The 21,349-nt window shown below is 63.0% G+C and carries 17 protein-coding genes; 9 read left to right on the forward strand and 8 right to left on the reverse strand.

Annotated elements, in window-relative coordinates:
• Positions 1–165: 165 nt before the first annotated feature.
• The 5 genes from BUB04_RS03415 (at position 166) to BUB04_RS03435 (ending at position 5,149) form a co-directional block, all read left to right on the forward strand.
• Positions 166–657, forward strand: a complete 492-nt coding sequence (locus BUB04_RS03415; RefSeq protein WP_073036960.1) for a MamS/MamX family magnetosome protein — start codon at positions 166–168, stop codon at positions 655–657.
• A 405-nt stretch (positions 658–1,062) separates the two neighbouring features.
• Positions 1,063–2,193, forward strand: a complete 1,131-nt coding sequence (locus BUB04_RS03420; RefSeq protein ID WP_073036962.1) for a metallophosphoesterase — start codon at positions 1,063–1,065, stop codon at positions 2,191–2,193.
• 262 nt (positions 2,194–2,455) lie between these two features.
• A complete protein-coding gene (gene rbp / locus BUB04_RS03425) occupies positions 2,456–2,731 on the forward strand; it encodes an RNA-binding regulator (RefSeq protein WP_073036964.1) in 276 nt (91 codons plus the stop codon).
• Positions 2,732–2,905: 174 nt separating this feature from the next.
• Positions 2,906–3,331 carry a MarR family winged helix-turn-helix transcriptional regulator gene (locus BUB04_RS03430; protein WP_073036966.1) on the forward strand — a complete coding sequence of 142 codons (426 nt, stop codon included), beginning with the start codon at positions 2,906–2,908 and terminating at the stop codon, positions 3,329–3,331.
• 117 nt (positions 3,332–3,448) lie between these two features.
• Positions 3,449–5,149 carry an acyl-CoA dehydrogenase family protein gene (locus BUB04_RS03435; RefSeq protein ID WP_073036968.1) on the forward strand — a complete coding sequence of 567 codons (1,701 nt, stop codon included), beginning with the start codon at positions 3,449–3,451 and terminating at the stop codon, positions 5,147–5,149.
• Positions 5,150–5,786: 637 nt separating this feature from the next.
• Here BUB04_RS03435 and BUB04_RS03440 read toward each other — a convergent pair.
• The 6 genes from BUB04_RS03440 to BUB04_RS03475 all read right to left on the reverse strand — a co-directional run bounded on the left by BUB04_RS03440 (position 5,787) and on the right by BUB04_RS03475 (position 15,998).
• Positions 5,787–7,004 carry a pyridoxal phosphate-dependent aminotransferase gene (locus BUB04_RS03440; RefSeq protein WP_073036970.1) on the reverse strand — a complete coding sequence of 406 codons (1,218 nt, stop codon included), beginning with the start codon at positions 7,002–7,004 and terminating at the stop codon, positions 5,787–5,789.
• 167 nt (positions 7,005–7,171) lie between these two features.
• Entirely contained in the window at positions 7,172–8,575 is a 1,404-nt protein-coding gene (locus BUB04_RS03445) for an FAD-binding oxidoreductase (protein WP_073036971.1), read from the reverse strand.
• Positions 8,576–8,598: 23 nt separating this feature from the next.
• Positions 8,599–9,357, reverse strand: coding sequence for an ABC transporter substrate-binding protein (locus BUB04_RS03450; RefSeq protein ID WP_073036973.1), 759 nt, complete (start codon positions 9,355–9,357; stop codon positions 8,599–8,601).
• Between the two features lie 812 nt (positions 9,358–10,169).
• Positions 10,170–12,545 carry a response regulator gene (locus tag BUB04_RS03455; RefSeq protein WP_084076088.1) on the reverse strand — a complete coding sequence of 792 codons (2,376 nt, stop codon included), beginning with the start codon at positions 12,543–12,545 and terminating at the stop codon, positions 10,170–10,172.
• Between the two features lie 6 nt (positions 12,546–12,551).
• A complete protein-coding gene (locus BUB04_RS03470; protein ID WP_073036975.1) occupies positions 12,552–13,016 on the reverse strand; it encodes a response regulator in 465 nt (154 codons plus the stop codon).
• Positions 13,017–13,523: 507 nt separating this feature from the next.
• Positions 13,524–15,998, reverse strand: a complete 2,475-nt coding sequence (locus tag BUB04_RS03475; protein ID WP_073036976.1) for a PAS domain S-box protein — start codon at positions 15,996–15,998, stop codon at positions 13,524–13,526.
• Between the two features lie 369 nt (positions 15,999–16,367).
• On the opposite strand from BUB04_RS03475, the gene BUB04_RS03480 reads away from it, so the two are divergent.
• The 4 genes from BUB04_RS03480 to BUB04_RS03495 all read left to right on the forward strand — a co-directional run bounded on the left by BUB04_RS03480 (position 16,368) and on the right by BUB04_RS03495 (position 19,275).
• Positions 16,368–17,525: an oxidoreductase gene (locus BUB04_RS03480; protein WP_073036978.1), complete on the forward strand. Its 1,158-nt coding sequence runs from the start codon at positions 16,368–16,370 to the stop codon at positions 17,523–17,525.
• Positions 17,526–17,548: 23 nt separating this feature from the next.
• The gene (locus BUB04_RS03485; RefSeq protein WP_073036980.1) at positions 17,549–18,448 is read left to right on the forward strand and encodes a GGDEF domain-containing protein; all 900 of its coding nucleotides are present in this window, start codon (positions 17,549–17,551) and stop codon (positions 18,446–18,448) included.
• A gap of 153 nt (positions 18,449–18,601) precedes the next feature.
• Positions 18,602–18,856, forward strand: coding sequence for a type II toxin-antitoxin system Phd/YefM family antitoxin (locus tag BUB04_RS03490; protein WP_073036982.1), 255 nt, complete (start codon positions 18,602–18,604; stop codon positions 18,854–18,856).
• On the forward strand, positions 18,853–19,275 hold the full coding sequence (locus BUB04_RS03495; RefSeq protein ID WP_073036983.1) for a type II toxin-antitoxin system VapC family toxin: 423 nt from the start codon (positions 18,853–18,855) through the stop codon (positions 19,273–19,275). Before BUB04_RS03490 ends, BUB04_RS03495 begins: the two co-directional genes overlap by 4 nt.
• A 136-nt stretch (positions 19,276–19,411) precedes the next feature.
• Here BUB04_RS03495 and BUB04_RS03500 read toward each other — a convergent pair whose 3' ends face one another.
• Together BUB04_RS03500 and BUB04_RS03505 are read right to left on the reverse strand one after the other, a co-directional pair.
• Complete coding sequence (locus BUB04_RS03500; RefSeq protein ID WP_073036985.1) at positions 19,412–20,236, reverse strand: M55 family metallopeptidase; 825 nt, start codon at positions 20,234–20,236, stop codon at positions 19,412–19,414.
• Positions 20,233–21,240, reverse strand: a complete 1,008-nt coding sequence (locus BUB04_RS03505; RefSeq protein ID WP_245795114.1) for an ABC transporter ATP-binding protein — start codon at positions 21,238–21,240, stop codon at positions 20,233–20,235. Before BUB04_RS03505 ends, BUB04_RS03500 begins: the two co-directional genes overlap by 4 nt.
• Between the last annotated feature and the right edge of the window lie 109 nt (positions 21,241–21,349).

Genomic DNA, 21,349 nt, shown 5'->3' on the forward strand with positions numbered 1-21,349 from the left:
TACAAAAAGCCCCGGCCCCATTGGGTGGGGCGGGGTTTATCCCCGCCCGCTAATCACGCGGTGTAAGAGACACCCGAAGAAAAAATCGCTCAGATTAGGTTAAGGATTAAGGGGACGTTGGGATATGGGAGCAAGGGCATGGGTGGAGACCCGGGAGGAATGACGATGGAACGGTGGAAAAGACTCTTTCCTGTTCTTTGCGTGATGGGATGCCTGGCCCTGGCGTGGACCCAGGGCGTACGGGCTCAGCCGCCGGCGGATATGGGCGGCTGGGAAAGGGGAGGCGCCTACGACCGGCTCTACGATCCCCAGGAGCGGGACAAATTCAAGGGAACCGTGTTGGACATCAAGGAGGTGGTGCCGCTTCCGGGCATGAGCCCCGGCGTGGCTCTGCTGGTGAAAGACAGGGACGGGGAAGAGATCCTGGTGCACCTGGGCCCGCGCTGGTTCATCGACCCCAACACCATGGGCATCCGGGTGGGGGACAAGGTCAAGGTGACCGGTGCATGGGCCGAAGTGGGCGATGAGGACGTCTTCATCGCCGCCAAGGTGAAAAAGGGCGAACACTTCGAATTCAAGGTGCGGCTCACCAAGGACGGAACCCCCTTCTGGACCCTGAGTCCGGAAGAACTGGCCAAGGAACGCGCCGGCGATTAGGAGGCCGTCTGGGAACGCCGCGGACGACCTTTTTTCTCGTAGTGCAGCCCTTTAGGGCTGCAGAGGAACCCCCGGCCGTCGGATAGGCCATTGCGTATTTCCTGTCACTTTATGGAGTTGCGATGCCCCTTTCCGCGGGGCTGAAGCCCCGCGGCTACAGGGAGGACCAAAATTCCTCGGCCTTGTAAGTCGGAGAACCATTGTGGGACAGCCTCCTCGACTGAGCGGTTTTTTCTTCTGGAGTCTCTCCCACCGAGTGAGCGGCGGGCGGGGATAAACCCCGCCCCTACCCAAGGGGGCCATGCGTTCTTGTAGGGGCGGGCCTTACGCCCGCCCGTCAGACCCTTATCATGAAAAAGCATAACGCAGTGTTAGGTATCTGAAAGGACAAAACGGCGAATCCCCATGTGGACCTTCCTGATCCTCTTCCTCACCGTCTACACCACCATGCACGCGGTCTTTTACCACCGAGTGCGTATCCTTTTCGGCGACCGAAAACTTCTCCTGGGGCTCTGGGTGGCCTTCCTCGTGGTGATGGTCCTGGCCCCCGTGCTCTGCCGGGTGCTGGAGCGGCTCGGCCACGAACTTACCGCGCGCGCCCTGGCCTATGTGGGCTACACCTGGATGGGATTTCTCTTTCTGGGCTTTTGGGCCTCCGTGGCCGTCGGGGTGGTCAACGGCGGCGCGTGGACCCTGAACCGACTGGCGGGCACCCAGGTTCCCGCCCTTCCCGGCCGGACGGCCGCTCTGGCCGTGATCGCCGTGGCCGGCGTGCTCACCCTGTACGGGGCCTTCGAAGCAAGTCGCATCCGCATCGAACGCATCCAGGTGGCCTCCCACAAGCTGCCGCCGGGCCGGGACCGCATCGTGGTGGCCCAGATCTCCGACGTGCACCTGGGCCTGGTGGGCCGGGAAGCGCGTCTACGAAAGATCCTGGACGCGGCCCGCTCCGTCCAACCCGACCTTCTCGTCTCCACGGGGGACCTGGTGGACGGAGCCACCCACTCCCTGGAGCATCTCCTTCCGCTTTTCCAATCCTTTGAGCCCCCCCTGGGGAAGGTGGCCATCGTGGGAAACCACGAATATTACGCCGGGATCGAGGCGTCCATGGACCTGACGCGCCGCGCCGGCTTCACCGTGCTTCGGGACCAAGCCGTCACCGTGGGAGACGTGCTCAACGTGGCGGGATCCGACGACACCTGGAAAAACCGCCCGGAACGGGAAACGCGACTCCTTCGATCCGTTCCCCCGTCCCTCTTCACCCTCTATCTGAAGCACCGGCCCCAGGTCTGCCCGGAAACGGTGGGGCTCTTCGATTTGCAGCTCTCCGGCCACACCCACCGGGGCCAGATCTTTCCCTTCACCCTGTTCGTGGCTCTCCAATACCGCTACCAGAACGGGACCTACGACCTGGGACGGGGCTCGCTCCTCCACACCAACCGCGGCACGGGAACCTGGGGGCCGCCCATCCGCGTCCTTTCCCCGCCGGAGCTGACCGTGATCGAGATCGTGAGAAAAGAAGGCCGCGCTCCATGACAGATGGCGATTTCCTTTGACTCTCCCCCCGGGATGTGTCATGGTCTTCTCACATCCTGGCACAACCCTCCGGGACGGCACGGAACCCCCTATTGATCCCTCTCTCGACGACAATATGTGGTTCACGCGACATCCGACGGGCGGTCACAGTGATCGGGGTGCGTCGAAGAGCCGCCGTTTAGGGCGGTATGTCGCCCGGGAGTTCTCGTGGTTGTCAACGGGCGGCACCATGAGACGAAACCACGCTTGCAAAGGAAGAAGAATGAATCTGTACGTCGGAAATCTTGCCTACGGTGTCACCGAAGATGAACTCCGGGCCGCTTTCGCCGAACACGGCGAAGTGGAAAGCGTCAACATCATCACGGACCGCTACACGGGCCAGTCCAAGGGCTTCGGCTTCGTGGAAATGCCGTCCAACTCCGACGCCGACAAGGCCATCAAGGCTCTGAACGGCGCCAGCCTGCAGGGCCGCCCCATCAAGGTGAACCAGGCAAAGCCTCGGACCAATAACCGCTCCTTCCGAGGACCGCGTTACTAGTTCGCACGGGCCGACGCTTCCTCTCCCGCTTCTTCCGGGAGGGGGAGCCCGGCCTTCCCTACGCCCCGCCCTTTCCACCCCCGCCCAATCTTTTCCAACGAATTCCGGTTTCCACATTTCCATTGACCCGGCGCTTGTTTCTCCGTATGGTTCGCATGCGAAGGAGGAAACGCCATGCCGGCCTTGCCTGAAGATCTTCCGGAATGCCTCGTTTTCCTGCTGGGAAAGGCCTACCAGAAGGCCCACGCGGACTTCAAGGCCCGCCTCCAGCCCTACGGGCTCACCAACATGCAGCACCTGGTGCTGGAAGGCCTCTGGTACCGCCAGGGGATGACGGCCACCGAACTGGGGAAATGCCTCATCCTGGACAAGGCCACGCTTTCCGGCGTGCTGGACCGCATGGAGGCCGCGGGCTGGATCGAAAGGCGCCCGGATCCCGAAGACCGGCGCCAGATGCGCCTCTACACCACGGAAAAGGCCGACGCCCTCAAGGACGACCTCATCCGGGAACGCCAAAAGGCCAACGAAGAGCTCCTGGCCCACTTCACCCGGGAAGAACGCGTGCTCCTCAAGAGGCTCCTTCGGGATCTCATCGGCTGACGTCGGCCCGCGTGCGCTTTTTTGACCACACGGTTTGTATGCGAAGCAAGGGGCTCACCGCCCCGGCCCGGCCGCCCGGGCCTCGGAGAAGGCGACCATCAAAAGGAGGGAAAGACCATGTTGCTGCATCCCAAGAAGGAAGACTACGCCCATCTGGATCCCCGCTCCCGGGAGATCATGCAGAAGACCATCGAGTTCTTCGAAAGGAAGGGCAAGGCGAAGCTGAAGGAAGACTACCACCACATGGTATGGTACAAGGACTTCCTGGATTTCGTGAAGGAAAACGAAATCTTCGCACCGCTCCTCACCCCGTCGGCCTACGGCGGCGGCGACCCGGCCTACCGCTGGGACACCCGGCGCATCTGCGACATGAACGAGATCCTGGGCTTCTACGGCCTGCCCTACTGGTACACCTGGCAGGTGACCATCCTGGGCCTGGGCCCCATCTGGATGAGCGCCAACGAGACGGCCAAGAAGAAGGCAGCGCAGCTTCTCAAGGAAGGCCACATCTTCGCCTTCGGCCTTTCCGAACGGGCCCACGGCGCGGACCTCTACTCCACCGAAATGGCCCTCACCCCGCTGGGAAACGGCCGGTACGTGGCCGACGGCGGCAAGTACTACATCGGCAACGGCAACGAAGCCGCCATGGTGTCCACCTTCGGCAAGAACAGCGAAACCGACGAATACGTCTTCTTCGCCGTGGACTCGCGCCATGAGGCCTACGACTGCATCCAGAACGTGGTGGCCTGGCAGGGGTTCGTGGCCGAATACGCCCTGAACGGCTACCCGGTGACCGAAGAGGACATCCTGTCGACGGGCCAGGCAGCCTGGGACGCGGCCCTGAACACGGTGAACGTGGGCAAGTTCAACCTGGGCTGGGGCTCCATCGGCATTTGCACCCACGCCCTCTATGAAGCCATCACCCACGCGGCCAACCGGAACCTCTACGGCAGGTGGGTGACCGACTTTCCGCACATCCGCCAGCTCTTCGTGGACGCCTACGCGCGCCTGGCGGCCATGAAGCTCTTTTCCACCCGGGCCATCGACTACATGCGTTCCGCGAGCCTGGAAGACCGCCGCTACCTGCTCTACAACCCCATGGTGAAGATGAAGGTGACCACCGAGGGCGAGCACGTGATCAACCTGCTCTGGGACGTCATCGCCGCCCGCGGCTTCGAAAAGGACGTCTACTTCGAGATGGCGGCCCGCGAGATCCGGGCCCTTCCCAAGCTGGAAGGAACCGTGCACGTGAACATGGCCCTGGTGGTGAAGTTCATGAAGAACTTCCTCTTCAACCCCGCGCCGTTCCCGGAAATCCCCAAGCGGGACGATGCGGCCAACGACGACTTCCTCTTCAACCAGGGCCCCACGGGCGGTCTCAGCAAGGTGCTCTTCCACGACTACCGGATCGCCTACGACAGCATGGACCTGCCCAACCTGGCGGTCTTCAAGGAACAGATCGACGCCTTCAAGCGGTTCCTCATGACCGCCCCGCCCAGCAAGGAACAGAGCCGCGACATCGACTTCCTGCTGAGCCTGGGCGAGCTCTTCACCCTGGTGGCCTACGGCCAGCTCATCCTGGAAAAGGCCGCCATGGACGACGTGGACAAGAACCTGGTGGACCAGATCTTCGACGTCATGGTCCGCGACTTCTCCAAGTTCGCCCTGGAGATCTACTCCAAGCCCAGCAGCACGCCCGAACAGATGGAGCTGTGCCAGAAGATGATCCGCAAGCCCCACGTGGATCCCGCCCGGTTCGGCACCGTCTGGAACGACCACGTCTATGCGCTTAAGGGCGCGTATGAGATGAATGCGTGAGCCGTGAGGCGTAAGGCGTGATGAGTGATGAGTGATGGGTGATGAGTGATGAGTGAAAGTTCCCCCCTTTTTCAAAGGGGGGGACTGCCCTTCCCCGGCTTGAACGGGGAGCGGGAACCCAGCCCATCCTTCAGACCCAGGAGGCTTTCCGAGAACTCCCCCAACCGTCACTCCCGCGCAAGCGGGAGTCCATAACTTACTGGAAATTCTGGATCCCCGATTTCGCGGGGATGACGTAGGGGCGTTGAACGGGGCAAATCCGCCGTTGTCGGACAGCCTCCGAGGCCCGTGGCGTCGAAAAGCGCACGGGGCAGACTCTCGCCCGTGGAGGCGAATCACGGCCCCTACAGCCCGCGTCCCTTGACGGCCCTACGCCTCGGCTCATTCCCCATCGGCAGGCCACGCGTCGCCCAACTTCCTCTTCCAAGGTAATCGGACAACCAAGAGGGACGTAGCACTTGGAGGGCGGGGATAAACCCCGCCCCTACGTGAACTCAATCTGCTCCTGTAGGGGCGGGCCTTATGCCCGCCCGTCGGGACCGCACCATGGGAAAGAACCGCCCACCCCTTCCCGCCCACGGTCCCAAGTGTGGGTAATCGTCAGCTTCCTGAAAGGAGGCGGGGGAATGGATGGGCCTCAGCCGTTTTTCCGGAACCAGGCCTCCAGGCGATCCATGGCCTCGTCCAACTCTTCTTCGGAACCGCCGAAGGACAACCGGATGTGCCCTTCCCCATCCGGGCCGAAGGCGGCACCGGGAATGGTGATCACCCGGGCCTCGTGGAGGAGGCGAAGGGCCACGGTCATGGAATCCTCGGCCAGGCTGTGGGTTCGCACCATGAGGTAGTAAGCTCCTTTCGGTTTCACGTAGGACACCCAGCGCGCCATGGCATCCAGCCGCCGGCAGACCCGGTCCCGGCGGGCCTCCAGGATCCTTCGAAACTCCTGCACGCAATCCTGCGGACCTTCGAGCGCGGCCAGGGCCGCCATCTGGGAGGGGGTGGGGGCGCAGATGGCCGCCGCATCGTGCACTTTCATGATCTGGTCCAGGAGCTCCCCGTCGCCCACCACGGCGCCCACACGCCATCCGGTCATGGCGTATTTCTTGGAAAAACTGAAGAAGCCCAGCACCTGTCTTTTCAGCTCCGGAACATTCAGCAGGCTGAAGGGGGCCTCCCCCTCGTAGGTGAGAAAGTCGTAGGTTTCATCGCACAGGACGAAAAAGCCCTTCTCCAGGGCCAGATCGGCCACGGCCCGGAGCGCCTCCCGGCTGAAGACGGCCCCCGTGGGGTTGTGGGGACTGCAGAGCACCAGGGCCTTGGTGCGGTCGCTCACCTTCGCCCGAATCGCCTCCGGATCCAGCCCCCAGTCCTGGCGGCGCAGGGGAGAGAAGACCGGCCTGCCCTCCGCCAGCAGCACCTGCTCGATGTGGGAAGCGTAATTGGGGGAAGGAAGGAGCACTTCGTCGCCCCGGTCCACCAGGGTGAGCATGGCCGCGCACAGCCCTTCCATGGCCCCCACCGTGATGCACACCTCACGGTCCGGATCCAGCTCCAGGCCCCGCTCTTCTCTAAGCGATTCGGCCAGGGCCCGCCGCAACGCCGGAAGGCCCGGCCCCAGGCTGTATTTTCCGATCCAGGGGTCTTGGCGCAGCGACCGGCAGACCGCCTCCACGATGTGTTCCGGGGTCCTGAAGGACGGAATCCCCTGCCCCAGCGAGACGCATCCGGGGACCTTTTCGGCCAGGAGCGGCATCTCCTTGATGGCCGAGACGGCGATCCCCCGCACCCGCCGGCTGATCCCCTCCTCCCTGTAGCTCTTCCCCGCGGCTTCCAATGCCGACCGTTTGACGCTCATGCCGTGATCCGTTTTCCGTTATCAGCTGTCAGTTGTCAGTTGTCGGTTGCCGTCTTCCCTACGGAATGTTTTTCACGCGCGTGGGATCCGGGGCAATCCCCCCTGGCCCTCCTTTGAAAAAGGGGGGAACTTTCAACCGTTACCCTTCACTCTTCACCCTTCACTCATCACTCATCAAAGATCTTTCCGGGGTTGAGGATCCCACTAGGATCCAGCAGCCGCTTGATGTCCCGTTGGAGGCGGATGCTGTCCGGGGCGAGTTCCATGGAAAGGTAGCGTTTCTTGGCCGTGCCGATCCCGTGTTCCCCGCTGATGGTTCCTCCGCGCCGGAGGACTTCCGCCAGGATCCGCCGGACGCCCGCCTCCACCTTCTCCGGCGCCGCCTCGCCGGATGCGGTGATGTTCAGGTGGATGTTGCCGTCGCCCGCATGGCCGAAGCAATAGATCTCCAGCCCGGTCTCCGCCTCCAGTTCCGGAACCTTGGAAACGAAGGGCGCGATCTGGCCCAGGGGCACCACCACGTCTTCGGGGATGTAAACGGGCGCGCTCTCCTCGATCCGGAGCGACACCTGACGGCGCACGTCCCACATGCGTTCCCGCTTGGCGGCATCGGGAGCCAACAGCACGTCCGAGGCGCCCTTTTCCAGGCACACCTCCCCCATGCGCTCGATCTCGCGCCGGATCACTTCCGGATGGCCGTCGGATTCCAAGAGAAGAAACGCCCCGGCATGGTTCGCGCCTTCGCAGGGGAGCAGATCCCCCACGAGGCCCAGGCACCGCCGGTCCAGGAACTCCGCGGTGGACGGCACCATCCCGGACGTGAGCACCCCGTGCACGGCTTCCATGGCCCGGACCATGTCCCTGAAAAGGGCCACCAGCGTGGTGACGGCGGGCGGGCGAGGCACCAGTTTCAGGACGAGCCGCGTGATGACTCCCAGCGTTCCTTCGGATCCCACCAGCAGGCGGGTGAGATCATAGCCCACCACCCCCTTTCGGGTCTGAACGCCCGTGTGGAGAAGGGTTCCCGTGGGAATGACCACCTCCAGGCCCAGCACGTAGTCCCGGGTGGTGCCGTACTTGACGCAGGCGGGCCCGCCGGCGTTGGTGGCGGCGTTCCCGCCGATGGAGCAGGTATCGAAGCTGGCCGGGTCGGGCGGATAGAAAAGGCCCTCCCCGGCGGCCGCCTTCTTGAGTTCCCCGTTGATGACCCCCGGTTCCACCACGGCGATGAGGTTCACAGGGTCCACGTCCAGGATGCGGTTCATGGCGGAACAGTCCAGCACCACGCCGCCCAGAACCGGCACCGCCCCTCCGGCCAGCCCCGTCCCCAGGCCCCGGGGCGTGACGGGAAATCGGAAGCGGTTGGCCAGATCGAAGAGCCTTCGGACCTGGGATGCGTCGGAAGCCCTCACCACGGCTTCGGGCATTCGGCGAAGCCGACTGGCGTCCTCGGCATAGTCCGCCATGCGCTCCGGATCGGTGACGACCCTGTCGGGGCCCGCCGCATCCCGAAGGCGTTCCAGCACATCCTTCGTGAGGGGCGAAAAAGGAAGGTGCGTTTCCTTCGACATCGATCGACGGCTCATGCAGGGCGCTACGGCTTGTACTTTTCCACCAGCTCGTTCCACTTGGGCGAATTCATGAGCCGCTGCAGTCCTTCGTTGAGCAGGTTCAGGAGCTCCGCATCCCCCTTGCGGACACCGTAGGCGAAGGACTCTTCCGGCATCCCGAAGGTTCCCAGAATCTTCACCGGCTTTTCCCGGGCGATGTCCTTGGCCGGCGCGTCGTCCATGGCGGCGGCCATGATCCGGCCGTTCACCACGTCCTCGGCGGCCAGCGGGGCCGAGTCGTAATAGACCAACTCGAACCGGCGGCCCTTGTCGATAAGGTTTTCCTTCATCCACTTGGCCTCTGACGTTCCGCGCTGCACGCCCACCTTGTTGCCGTTGCCGAGCACGTCATCCACGGTGAGGTTCGAATCCTTCTTCACCACCAGCACCTGCTTGATCTCCCAGTAGGGGATGGTGTAGTCGATCTGCTTTTTCCGCTCTTCGGTGACGCTCAGCCCCGAGGCGATGAGATCGATCTTTCGGTTGGTGAGACTGGGAATGATGGCGTCCCAGTCGATGGCCACGTGTTTGACCTTGAAGCCCATTTCCCGGGCGATCCAGTCCAGGGCCTCCACATCGAACCCGGCGGGCTTTCCGTCCTTGTCGATATAGGCGAAAGGTGGGAAATTGGCGTCGATGCCGTTGACGTAAACCTTCTCCTCCGCTTGAACGGGGCTGATCCCCCATCCGAGGGTGACCAGGGCCAGGGCCAGACTGAGCACGTGGATCCAGCGAAGCTTCATGGGCATTCCTCCTGTTCGGTTGATAAGACCTTGTCTTGCGATTCCCGAAAACCAGCAAAAGATTTTGCGAGAGTATTCTCAAAGGCGGGGCGGATCAAGGGGAAAGAAGGAAACGGGCCGTACGCACTCAAAGAGCTGCAGGTGCCGGCGCGGCATTTGAACATACAGGGGCAAAATTCTGACGGGCTGGCATAAAACCCACCCCTACGGAGCGAAAAAACCTCCCGGGTAAGGGGGCTTATCCCCGCCCGCTGATCCCCCAACATTCAGGAAACCGGGTAAAATGATGGCTTGATAAAGTGAAAAAGCATCGCACATAAAGGCGAGCAAACGTCAAGGGCAACGAGTGGGCTGTGGGAGCGGCCAAGGCCGCGCAAGAAGTGCCCGGCCATCCAGTGGCCATGGGTCGCCCCGAGCCCATCGCGCCTTGCGGCGCTCCCACAACCTGTTTTCTGACAAGCTCCCAGGAGCCTGCGTGAGAACGCTGTTTTCCCGGGAGCGCGGGCGTCTCGCCCGCTTCCCGTGCGGGCCGGAGGCCCGCGTTCCCGGGGCGAAGGGCTTTCGGACACGTTGTCAGACCCTACCTGGAAGCCTGTCCGGGAATGGTTTTCAGGCTCAAGGGGCCGAGAATTTTCAATCATTTCGTAGCCGCGGGGCTTCAGCCCCGCGGAAAGGGCCACTGTAACCCCTTGAAGACGCAGGGCGTATGCGAGGCCTATCCGACAACCAGGAATTCTTCCGCCGCCCTAAAGGGCGGCGCTACGAGAAAAGAGATCATCCGCGACGTTTTCGGACACCCTCCTGGGCAGCTTTCAGGCGCCCAGCACGTCCCGCACCTTTTCCAGCAGGTCCCGCACGGAAAAGGGCTTTTGAAGGAAAGGCACGTGGCCTTCCAAAATGCCGTGGCGCACCACGGAATCATCCGTGTAACCGGACATGAAGAGCAAGCGCAGCCCCGGCAGGCGCCCCCCCAGCTGTTCCGCCAACTGAGCGCCGCTCATCCCGGGAAGCACCACGTCGGTGACCACCACATCCGGGCGGAACCCGCCCTCTTCCACCAACCGCAAAGCCTCTTCGCCACTGCCCGCGACCTCCACCCGGTATCCGTACCGTTCCAGAACGGCCTTGGCCAGTCCTCGCAACGCGGGCTCGTCTTCCACCACCAGCACCCGCTCGCCTCCCCGAGCCCGTTCCAGGGGGGCCTGTGATTCTTCCTCTTGCTTACGCTCCTTTTCCGCGCGGGGAAGATAGACCTTGAACGTGCTGCCTTTGCCCGGCTCCGAATAGACCCAGATATGCCCTCCGGACTGCTTCACGATGCCGTAGACGGTGGCCAGACCCAGCCCTGTTCCCTTCCCGGTCTCCTTGGTGGTGAAGAAGGGCTCGAAGATCTTGGAAAGAGTCTCCGCATCCATGCCACATCCGGTGTCCGACACGGATAATTGCACGTAATCGCCAGGGGTCACTTCCGCATGACGTGCCGCGTAGGCCTCGTCCAAATGCACCGAAGCCGTCTCGATGAGAAGCCTTCCTCCGGTGGGCATGGCGTCCCGGGCATTCACGGCCAGGTTCAGGATCACCTGCTCCATCTGCCCCGGATCCACTTCCACGGTGGGAAGGTTTTCGGCCAGGGCCAGCCGCAGGTCGATGTCTTCGCCGATGAGGCGCCGAAGCATCTTGTCCAGGTTCTTCACCAAGTCGTTGAGATCCAGTACCACCGGCTGCAGGGTCTGCTTTCGGCTGAAGGCCAGGAGCTGACGGGTGAGCGAGGCGGAACGTTTGGCCGCTGACAGCATCTGCTCCACCATGCGGCGAAGCGGGTCTTCCGGGTGGATGCGCTCCAGGGCGTGCTCCCCGTAGCCCAGGATGATGGTGAGAAGGTTGTTGAAATCATGGGCCACGCCGCCGGCCAGACGCCCCACGGCCTCCATCTTCTGGGCCTGGAGGAACTGAGCCTCCAGCGCCTGACGCTCCCTTTCCTTTGCCATGAGATCCAGGCGCCCCTGGAGGATGGGGGCCATCCAGCGGGCCACGTCCTCCACCAGGGCCACGTCGGCCTCCGTATAGACCGTCTCCCGCTTGTCGGCCAGCAGGATGTTGCCGATGAGTCGGTCCCGATAGACCACGGGGACACTCAAAGCGCGATGGATCGCCACGTGCCCTTGGGGCACCTGAAAGGGACCTTGGGAGACTCGGGTGCGCTTCTCCCGCATCGCCTCTCCCCAGATCCCCTTCCATTTCTCGGGCGGAAAGACGAAGTGTTTCTCTTCCATTCGGCAGCGGTCCCACACGTCCCCGGAAAGGGTCGGACACACCCACCGCCCTTCTTCGTCCACATACCCGAAAATGCCAAGCGGACTCTTCGTTTCTTCCATCACCACCTGCAGCACCGCCTCATAGACCCCGTCGTCCACCTGGGTGAGGAAGATCTCGGCGATGCGGTTTTTCACCGCCAGGCGTCGTTGCGAGTTCCGAAGCGCCTCCTGGGCCGCCTTCAGTTCGGTGATGTCGCGGATGGAGACGATGGTGGCGGGATTCCCGTCCCAGACCGTTTCCGCCGTGTTGAGCAGGCCCCATCCCGCACCGCCGTGACGCCGGGGAAGATCGATTTCCACGGGCACATCGCCTTTTATGAGGCAGCCGAAGGGCGTTGCCAGAAGATCCTCCACCGACTGCCCGAGAAGGGCTTCGGCGGCCGGGTTGGCGAAGACGATGCGCCCGTCGCGATCCAGCACCAGGATCCCGTCGGCCGTATTCTCCACCAGGGCCCGGATGTTGGCGTCCATTTCCGCCAGGCGCCGGCGTTGCTCCATCATCACGAGGGCACGACGCACCGTGTGGGGAAGTTGGGCGATGTGGTGGGGCGTCTTGATCACGTAATCGTCTGCCCCCTCCTTTAGGGCCTTGACGGCGATCTCTTCCGAGCCCGTGCCGGTCACCACGATCACCGGAACATCGGGCTTTACCACCTTCACCGCCCGGATCACCTCCAGGCCCTCGAAACCCAGGATGTTGAAGTCGGTGAGCACCACGCGGAAGTCTTCTTCTTCCAGAGCCCTCTCGAAGGATTCCCGGTCGTCGGCCTCGATCAACAGGTAATCGCCCTCCACGGACAGGGCATGGCGGATCAGGGCCCGATCATGGGGTTCGTCGTCCACGCACAAAATTCGGATGGGTTTGCCGCTCATGACTCCTTATCCTTCCATCGCAACCGGAACCGGCGGCGGCACGTTGAGTGTCAGCCAGTAAGCGCACAGGTTTTGAATCACCTCCAGAAAGCCGTAGAAACTGAGAGGTTTCACCAGGTAGGAATTGACCCCGTAGTCGTAGCCCAGGGCCCGATCGCTTTCCTCCTGGGAGGAGGTGAGGATGATCACGGGAATGCGCTTGATTCCGGGGGTAGTTTTGAGGATCTTCAGCACTTCCAGTCCGCTCAGGCCCGGGAGCTTGAGATCCAGCAGGATGTAGTCGGGAAGCGGATGGGCCGTTCGGTCCGCGTAATCCCCCCGACCCAGGAGATAGTCCAAGGCTTCTTCGCCCGTTTCCACCACGCGCACCTCGTTATCCAGATGGGTCTCGCGGAAGGCGTTGAGGGCCAGTTCCGCGTCCATGGGATCGTCTTCCACCAGCAGGATCAGGCCTTTTTTGTTTCCGGTCATGGGTTCATCCCTCGGCAACTTGGGGAAGCGCCATTCGGTTGAACGAATCCTTCTCGGAGCGCACTCCTGAAGGGCGGGCCTGAAGTCCGCCCCATGACAGCACATGGGCCTCTTGGGGTAGGCCGGGGTCTATCCCCGCCTACCCGCCGCTCCATCCAGGGGGTTATCCGACAATGTGTGCGAAGGCCCTTTCCCCTGGGAGCGCTGGCCTCCGGCCCGCACAAGAAGCGGGCGAGACGCCCGCGCTCCCTGGAAAACAGCGTTCTCGGACATCCTCCCAGGAGGCTGCTCGAAAATGCACGTGTTGACCCCTTTTCCCGTAGCGCAGCCCTTCAGGGCTGCGAAGGAATCCCCGGACGCGGAGGGACCATCGCGTATTTCCTGTCCCTTCATGGGGTTCCGATGTCCCCTTCCCGCGGGGCTGAAGCCCGCGGCTACGAAACAAAGCGGGGCCCGTATCGGTTATTGAAAAAACCTGTTCCCGGCCAGGCTCCCGGTTTCTCTCTTCTATTCCCGCTTCCCTTCCTCGGGCAGGGGCCAGCGAATTTCAAACTCCGTCCCATTTCCCGGCTCCGAGGCCAAGCGGATCGTCCCCCCCAGGAGACTCACCGCCTTCTTCACCAGGGCCAGCCCGATCCCGGTGCCGGCGTAAGCCGTGCGGGGATGTAACCGCTGAAAGATATTGAAGATCCTCTCGTGATGGACCGGATCAATCCCGATTCCATTGTCCGACACCATAAGAACCGCTTCGTTTCCTTCCACCCGGCAGGCGATCCGCACCCGGTGCCCCGAGTCTTCCCTCCGGTACTTGAGGGCGTTGTCCACCAGGTTGGAAAGGATCTGCCGAAGCAGGGCTCGGTCCGCCCATAGGGAGGAAACCTCCAGGTCCAAAACCAGTTCCGTTTCGCCGGATCGCATGGTCTCCTCATACGGCTGGAGAACGTCTTCCACGAAGGACTCCACCTGGACGGCCTCCCATGCGAGCGCCTTCCGGCCCAGGCGGGAATAGTTCAAGAGATCCGAGATGAGGTTCCCCATGCGTTCGGAGGCTTCCAGGATGTGGTCGAAATAGCGCCGCCCCTCCTCGTTCAAAGCCTCCCGGTGGCGCCGGGCGATGATTTCCGCAAACCCGCTGATGGCCCGAAGCGGCGCCCGAAGATCGTGGGAGACGGAAAAGACAAAGGCCTCCAATTCCTTGTTGGCTTCGGTGAGCTGGGCGATCCGCTGCGCCACGCGCAGCTCCAGTTCGGCCGCCAGCTCCTTCAGGGCCCGCTCCGCCCGGACGCGCTCCGTGATGTCCATCCCCACGGAGATCAGGCACTGGGTCCCCTGGAGAACCACCAGTTCGCAGGAAAAGAGCATGTGGCTGATCTCGCCGTTTTTCATCCGAAGATCCAGGTCCAAGTTCGTCACGCGCCCTCGGGTCCGAAGCTGTTTCAGCAGCCGCCGTCGGTCCGAGGGGTCGCGCCACAGGCCGATTTCCAAGGTGGTCCGCCCGATCATCTCTTCCCGGCTGTATCCCGTGACTTCACAATAAGTATCGTTGACGTCCAACACTAGGGCATCTTCCAGACGGGTGATGCTCATGAGGAGCGGGGCCGACCGGAAGGCCTTGGCGAATTTCTCCTCGCTCTCGCGAAGGGCCCGCTCCACCCGCACCCGCTCCGTGATGTCGAGAGCCGTGAACGTCACCCCGTGGGACAGATCCTGCGGATCGATGGGGCACGAACTGAGCAGGATCTCGAGGATGCGCCCGTCCTTGCGCCGCCAGCGGGTTTCCACCGTGCCCATGCCCTTTTGAGCGATCTGGCGGTACATTTCCCGGCCCACGAATTCAAACTCCTCGTCGCTCGGGTAGAAGATCCGCGCACTTCGCCCCAGGAGTTCATAGCGGGAGCAGCCTGTCATTCGGCACAGCTGCTCGTTGGCCTCGTGAATCACCCGGTTTTTCACCATACCGATGCCCACGGGAGCGGCCCGAAAGATGCTCTTCAAGGTGGATTCCCTCTCCCGAAGCTCTTCCTCGGCCACCCTTCGCTCCGTCACGTCCTGGACGAACCCCACGGATCGGACGATGCTCCCGTCGGTTCTCCGAACATGTTCACACTTTTCGAAGACCGTCCGGATCCGCCCGTCCTTGGGTCCAACGATGCGATGTTCGATCTCGTAACCGTCCTTTCCTTGGCGAACGGACTCCATGTAGGCCCGGTCCACCCGGCCCCGGTCGTCTGGATGGACACACTGGAGGAACAACTCGTAGGAAGGCGGTGTGTCGGGATCCACGCCGAACAGGCGGGAGACTTCCGGAGACCAGGTGAGGGATCGGGTTTCCACGTCGTACTCCCAGGATCCGATGCGGGCAATGGACTGGGTCTTTTGGAGAAGTTCCATGTTCCGACGCAGAGCTTCTTCCGAAAGCCGGCGGCGGGCCTCCATGGCCAGCAGTTGCCCCAAAAGGACCGTGGCAGGCGGATAGATGAGGAGGACGGGCAGACCGATTTGCTTCAAGACGCCGAGGCCCATGGGCCAAGGGAGGGTGAGCATCCAAAGGAGCATGAGGACATGGACGGCAAGTCCCAGGAGGAAAAGAGAACTGGCTCCCACTTCTTCCGGCCGTCCCTTCATCCGGCGATGCCACACCATGCCGGCCTGGGCCGAGGTGGTGATCACCCCTATGCCGGTCCAGGCTCCCACGCCCCCCAGATGAAACCGATAAGCGGCGGCCATGGCCGCGGCCACCGCTCCCGTAACGGGGCCGCCGAAGAGTCCGGCCAGGGACAAGATGATGGACCGCCCGTCGAAGATGAGTCCCGGGGCGTAGTGGAACGGAAGCTGCATGCCCACCACGGTGACAAAGCCGAAGAGGAGACCGCCCAGGACCCGTTTCACCGAATCTTGTGGAAAACGTAGGCGCTCCAGCAGGTTGTAGCTGGCGCTCAAAGCGACCAGCAACGCCACATTCAAGACGAGATCGCGGTACACGGCATCCTCGTTATCCAGTAGCCGTCATATGGTCCGATCTTGGGGCGGGATAGCAGCTCGCCCCTAAGAAACCGGACCAAACTCGTGAGTAGGCGCGGGATCTATCCCCTCCTGCCCTCCGTAAAAGCAGATTATGGGGCCAATGATGAGAAGCCCCTACCGTCTTTTGCCTGGAGGAAGGCCACGTCTTGGTATGGAGTTGTTCATAGCCCAGGTGGGACCAAAGGAAAAGAGGGACCGCCAGGATGGTTTCCACCCGGAAGGGATTTTCCCTGTTCCGATCGAATGCTTTCTGCTGTAGGTTTTCGGGAGGTTTTTTTGGCTCCTAGAGGCCGAGTCAAAGGTTCTTCCCTGTTAAGGAGGTGTCCCATGGCCGACTATCCGACGCTTTTTTCGCCCTTTCGCCTGAACGGCCTTGAACTTTCCAACCGGATCACCATGGCGCCGTTCTATGCCGGCTACGCCCACGCAGACGGCACGGTGAGCCCGCTTCTGCTGGATCACTACCGGGAGATGGCCCGATCCGGGGCCGCCATGATCGTGGTGGAAAACATCGGGGTGCATGAAACGGGGCTGGGAAGCCCGTTCATGCTGCGGGCCGACCACGACCGCTACCTGCCGGGCCTGGAGCGGCTGGCTCGGACCATCCAAGACGAAGGGGCCGTGGCCGCGGCGCAGATCAACCACGCGGGCCGATTCGCCTACACGCCGGAGCGCCTGGCGCCGTCCCCGTTCCAGACGGGAGAGGTGGTGCCCAGGGAGATGGACGCAGGGGATCTGGAAACCGTCCGCCGAGCCTACGCCGATGCGGCGCGAAGGATCCGGGACGCCGGATTCGACCTGGTGGAGATCCATGGCGGGACGGGATACCTGCTGGTGCAGTTTCTTTCCGCCCGAACCAACCGGCGCCGGGACGCCTACGGAGGATCCCTGGAAAACCGCATGCGCTTTCCCCTGGAGGTGGTGGAGGCGGTCCGGGAGGCCGTCGGGCCGGGATACCCGGTGGGCTACCGGTTCCTGGCCGACGAGTGCCTTCCCGACGGACTCGGAGTGGAGGAGACGGCCGTTTACGCCGTGGAACTGGAAAAGCGGCGGGTGGCTTATCTTTCCGTGATGGCCGGGACCTACGACTCCTTCTTTCTTCCGGACTATCTCGCCCGGGAAAAGCAGCAGGGGTACATGGCGGATTTCGCCGCCCGGATCAAGAAGGCCGCGGCCGGAACACCCGTCATCGCCGCCGGGCGGATCCAGGATCCGGAAACGGCCGAGGCCATCCTCACCGAAGGCAAGGCGGATCTCATCGGGCTGGCGCGGGTGCTTTTTGCCGATCCGCTCTGGCCGCGGAAAGCCAAGGGAGAGTCGGCCGAACCCATCGTGCGCTGCGAACCCACCTGCTCCCTTTGCATGAAACGGGTCATGAAGGGAAAGCCCGCCTTCTGCTCCCAGTGGCCCAAGGAAAAGCGCGAGGCGTTCCTGGCCCGCTGCAACGAATCCCCGGCCGAAGCCGAAAAGGACCTGGCCGAATAACCCGACCAAAGGGGGGAAGCGGCATGGACGAAGCCTTCTACAAGAGCCTTTTGGACAGCATGGCCGACGGCGTCTATTTCGTGGACATGGAGCGGCGGATCACCTTCTGGAACAAGGCGGCGGAGCGCATCACCGGTTACACGGCCCAAGAGGTGCTGGGGAAGTCCTGCGCCGACAACATTTTGAGGCACGTGGACGAGTCGGGACGGGAGCTCTGCGTGGAGGGGTGCCCGCTGGCGGCCGTGGTTCAGGACGGCCGAATGCGCGAGGCCCGGGTGTACATGCACCACAAGCTGGGGCACCGGACCCCCGTGGACGTCCGGGCTACGGCCATGCGGGACGTTGCGGGAAAGATCGTCGGCGCGGTGGAGATCTTCCATACCGCGTCGGAAAGAATCAACGTCCTGGATGAGATCGAAAAGCTCCGAAAGGAAGTGCTGACAGACCCCCTCACCGGGGTGGGCAACCGCCGCTACGCCGAAATGCGCCTGGAAGAATGCGAAAAGGACGAAAAGGAATACGGCGTTCCCTACGGCATCCTCTTCGTGGACATCGACCACTTCAAGGCGGTGAACGACACGTGGGGGCACGGGGTGGGCGACAAGGTGCTGCGGATGGTGGCGGGGGTGCTGGATGGAGCCGTCCGAAGCCTGGACACCCCTTGCCGGTGGGGCGGCGAAGAGTTCGTGGTGCTGTGCCGGAACATCTCCCAAGAGGGCTTGCGCGCTCTGGGGGAACGCCTGCGGATGCTCGTCGAAAAGAGCTGGCTGGATCATCAGGGGGAGCGGATCGCCGTGACCGCCTCCATCGGAGGCGCCATCTCCAGGCCGGGAGAAACCTCCGACGACGTGGTGGAGCGGGCCGACAGGCAGCTCTACCGAAGCAAGGCCGAAGGGCGAAACCGCCTGAGCCTGGAGGAGTGATGAGTGACGAGTTATGGGTGACGGGTGACGAGTGATGAGTGATGGGGGCGTGCGTGGGACCTCCCCCATGCGGTTGACCGTTGGTAACAGAGCCGATAAAATCTGGTCAGATTGGTCAGACTATCCCATGAGTCCCGCATATTGGAGGCGGTTGTGGAAAAGGGAACATGGCAAGTTCAGGAAGTCAAAAGTAGGCTGAGCCACGTTCTGGAAAACGCTCGAAAGTTCGGCCCGCAGATCATTACAAAGCACGGCAAAAAAGTGGCCGTCATCCTCAGCTATGAAGACTACACAAGGCACCGACGAGCGCATTCCTCCCTGGTCGATTTCTTCGCCGGATCCCCACTTAAGGGAATCGACTTGGACGATCTCAGACAAAAGGATCCTCCAAGGGACGTGGTGCTGTGAGATTCTTGCTGGACACGTGCGTACTTTCTGAACTTCTCAGGGCCGTTCCCGCTCAACCCGTCGTGGACTGGATTGCTGCGCAGGAGGAAGTGGATTTGTGCATCAGCGTTCTTACCGTGGGTGAAATCCACAAGGGCGCCGAGAAGGTTTCCGATCCGGCGCGCAGGACGAAAATCCGTAAATGGCTGGAAAGGGATCTTACCGAGCGCTTTTATGGACGGATCCTTCCAATCGACATCCAAGTGGCCCGCGTATGGGGCACTGTTCAGGCCAAGGCCGAAGCGAATGGCCGTCCCATGCCGGCCATCGATGGGTTGATCGCAGCTACCGCTATCGCCCACGATCTGACCGTCGTGACGAGGAACACTCGGGACATGGAAATAAGCGGTGTTTCCCTCCTGAACCCTTGGACAAGCTAGCTGCTTTTGCGGACATCGGCCCGCCACTTTCACCTTCCGGTATGAAGAGAGTGCAATCCGGATCGGAAGATCCTTTCCGGCGGTTCGGTTCCGTCGGGCGGCGTAAAGCCCGCCCTACGAAAGACGACCATGATCGCTAGATGAAGGGCACCAGCTCCACCAGGTCGGTCATGAGGTGGAAGAGGCGGAAGGCCTGGAGGACGTCCGCAGCCGATGCGGCGACGGTGGTGCCGTCCAGCCGCTCGACGCCGGGGATGGCCGTCACGCGGTCCACGGCCGACGCCGTGGTGAAGCCCACGGTCAACTGCACCGGCTCTTCCACCCGGAAGGGCTTCAGGGATCGGGCCTTCCGGAGGGCCCTTTCGGCGCCCGCCCGGATTTTTTCGTTGCAGGCGGCCGGAGACAGGCAGAGCGCCGCGTAGGCCCCCAGGCCCTGCTTCACCTCCACCGTTTCCACATCACCCAGCAGCTCCCGGGCCTCCCGCGCCGCCTTGTCGTCACCCGTCACCAGCGCCACGGGGATGCCGTAATGGCCCGCCAGGGCGGCGCTGATCCCGATTTCCCCCACCGGCGTCCCGTTGAGTTTCACCGAGGCGATGCGGCCCGTGTAGGTGTGAACGATCACCCCGTCGGCCGTTCCCGCCATGGCGTGATAGCCCACCAGGAAGACGGCGTCGAAGCCCAGCTGCACGCCTTCCATCATGGAAAGGGGCCGAGGCGAGCCCATGACGAGCCGCACCCGGGGATCCAGTTCATCGGCCAGAAGGTTCAGGCCCACGTTGTGGGAGTCGGCCACGGCCACTTCGGAAGCGCCCGCCGCAAAGGCTCCCGCCACGGCCGCGTTCACCTCCTCGGTCATGCGCTTTCGCGCCCACTGGAATTCCCGGCCCTGCGGGGACGAATGCTCGCTCCGAACCACGCAGCCGATCCCTTCGATATCCACCGAGACAAAGACCTTCATGCGGACCTCCTCCGTGCGTCAAAACCGGTGCCGTGCCACAGATGGCAGGCGACCACATGATCCGGCCCCACCTCGACCGGGGCGGGCTCTGTTTCCCGGCACACGTCCATCACTTCCGGACACCGGGGATGGAACCGGCAGCCGGGCGGGATGTGGACCGGGCTGGGCACGTCCCCCGGCAGGAGCGCCAGCGGCTGACGGCGCGCCGGGTCGGGCTTGGGCACGGCCGCCATGAGCGCCCGGGTGTAGGGATGCCTTGGAGTTTGGAACAGATCCCCTCGCGGCGCGGTTTCCACGATACGCCCGAGATACATGACCGCCACCCGGTGACTCACGTGCCGGATGACGCTGAGATCGTGGGAGATGAAAAGATAGGAATAGCCCCGCCGTTTCTGTAGGTCCTTGACGAGGTTGAGGATCTGGGCCTGGACGGAGACGTCCAGAGCGGACGTGGGCTCGTCGAAGACCACGAACCGGGGGCCGGTGATGAGGGCCCGGGCGATGTTGATGCGCTGGCGCTGACCGCCGCTGAATTCGTGGGGATATCGGTACATGTGCTCGGGGCGGAGGCCCACTTCGGCCAGCATGGCTTCCACCCGACGGGTCACTTCCGCTCCGCGCGCCAGCCCGTTCACTTCCAGAGGAAAGCCCACGGCCTTCTTGACGAGCATCCGGGGATCCAGGGACGACTGCGGGTCCTGGAAGACCACCTGGATGTTTCGGCGCATGCGCCTTTTCGCCTCGCCTTCCAGGGCCAGGATGTCTTCCCCCCGGTAGAGGACCCGGCCGGCGTCGGGACGGTGGAGGCCCAAAAGGAGCATGCCCACGGTGGATTTGCCGCAGCCCGACTCCCCCACCAGGCCCAGAGTCTCCCCTTCCCGCACGTGGAAGCTCACGCCGTCCACGGCTCGCAAAAACGCCTTCCTGCGCCCCCACAGGCCGGAAGCCCCGGCGGGAAAGTACTTTCGGAGCCCCTCCGCGCGGATCACCACCCCTTCATCCACCTTCCAATTCCTCCCCTGCATCCCGGGCACGGCCTTCGGGCCGCCGCCTTATCCCCACAAAGCCAAACGAAGAGAATTCCGTCACCGCGCATTCAGCGGGCGGGGATAA

Source organism: Desulfacinum infernum DSM 9756 (assembly GCF_900129305.1).
GTDB classification, from domain to species: Bacteria; Desulfobacterota; Syntrophobacteria; order Syntrophobacterales; family DSM-9756; genus Desulfacinum; species Desulfacinum infernum.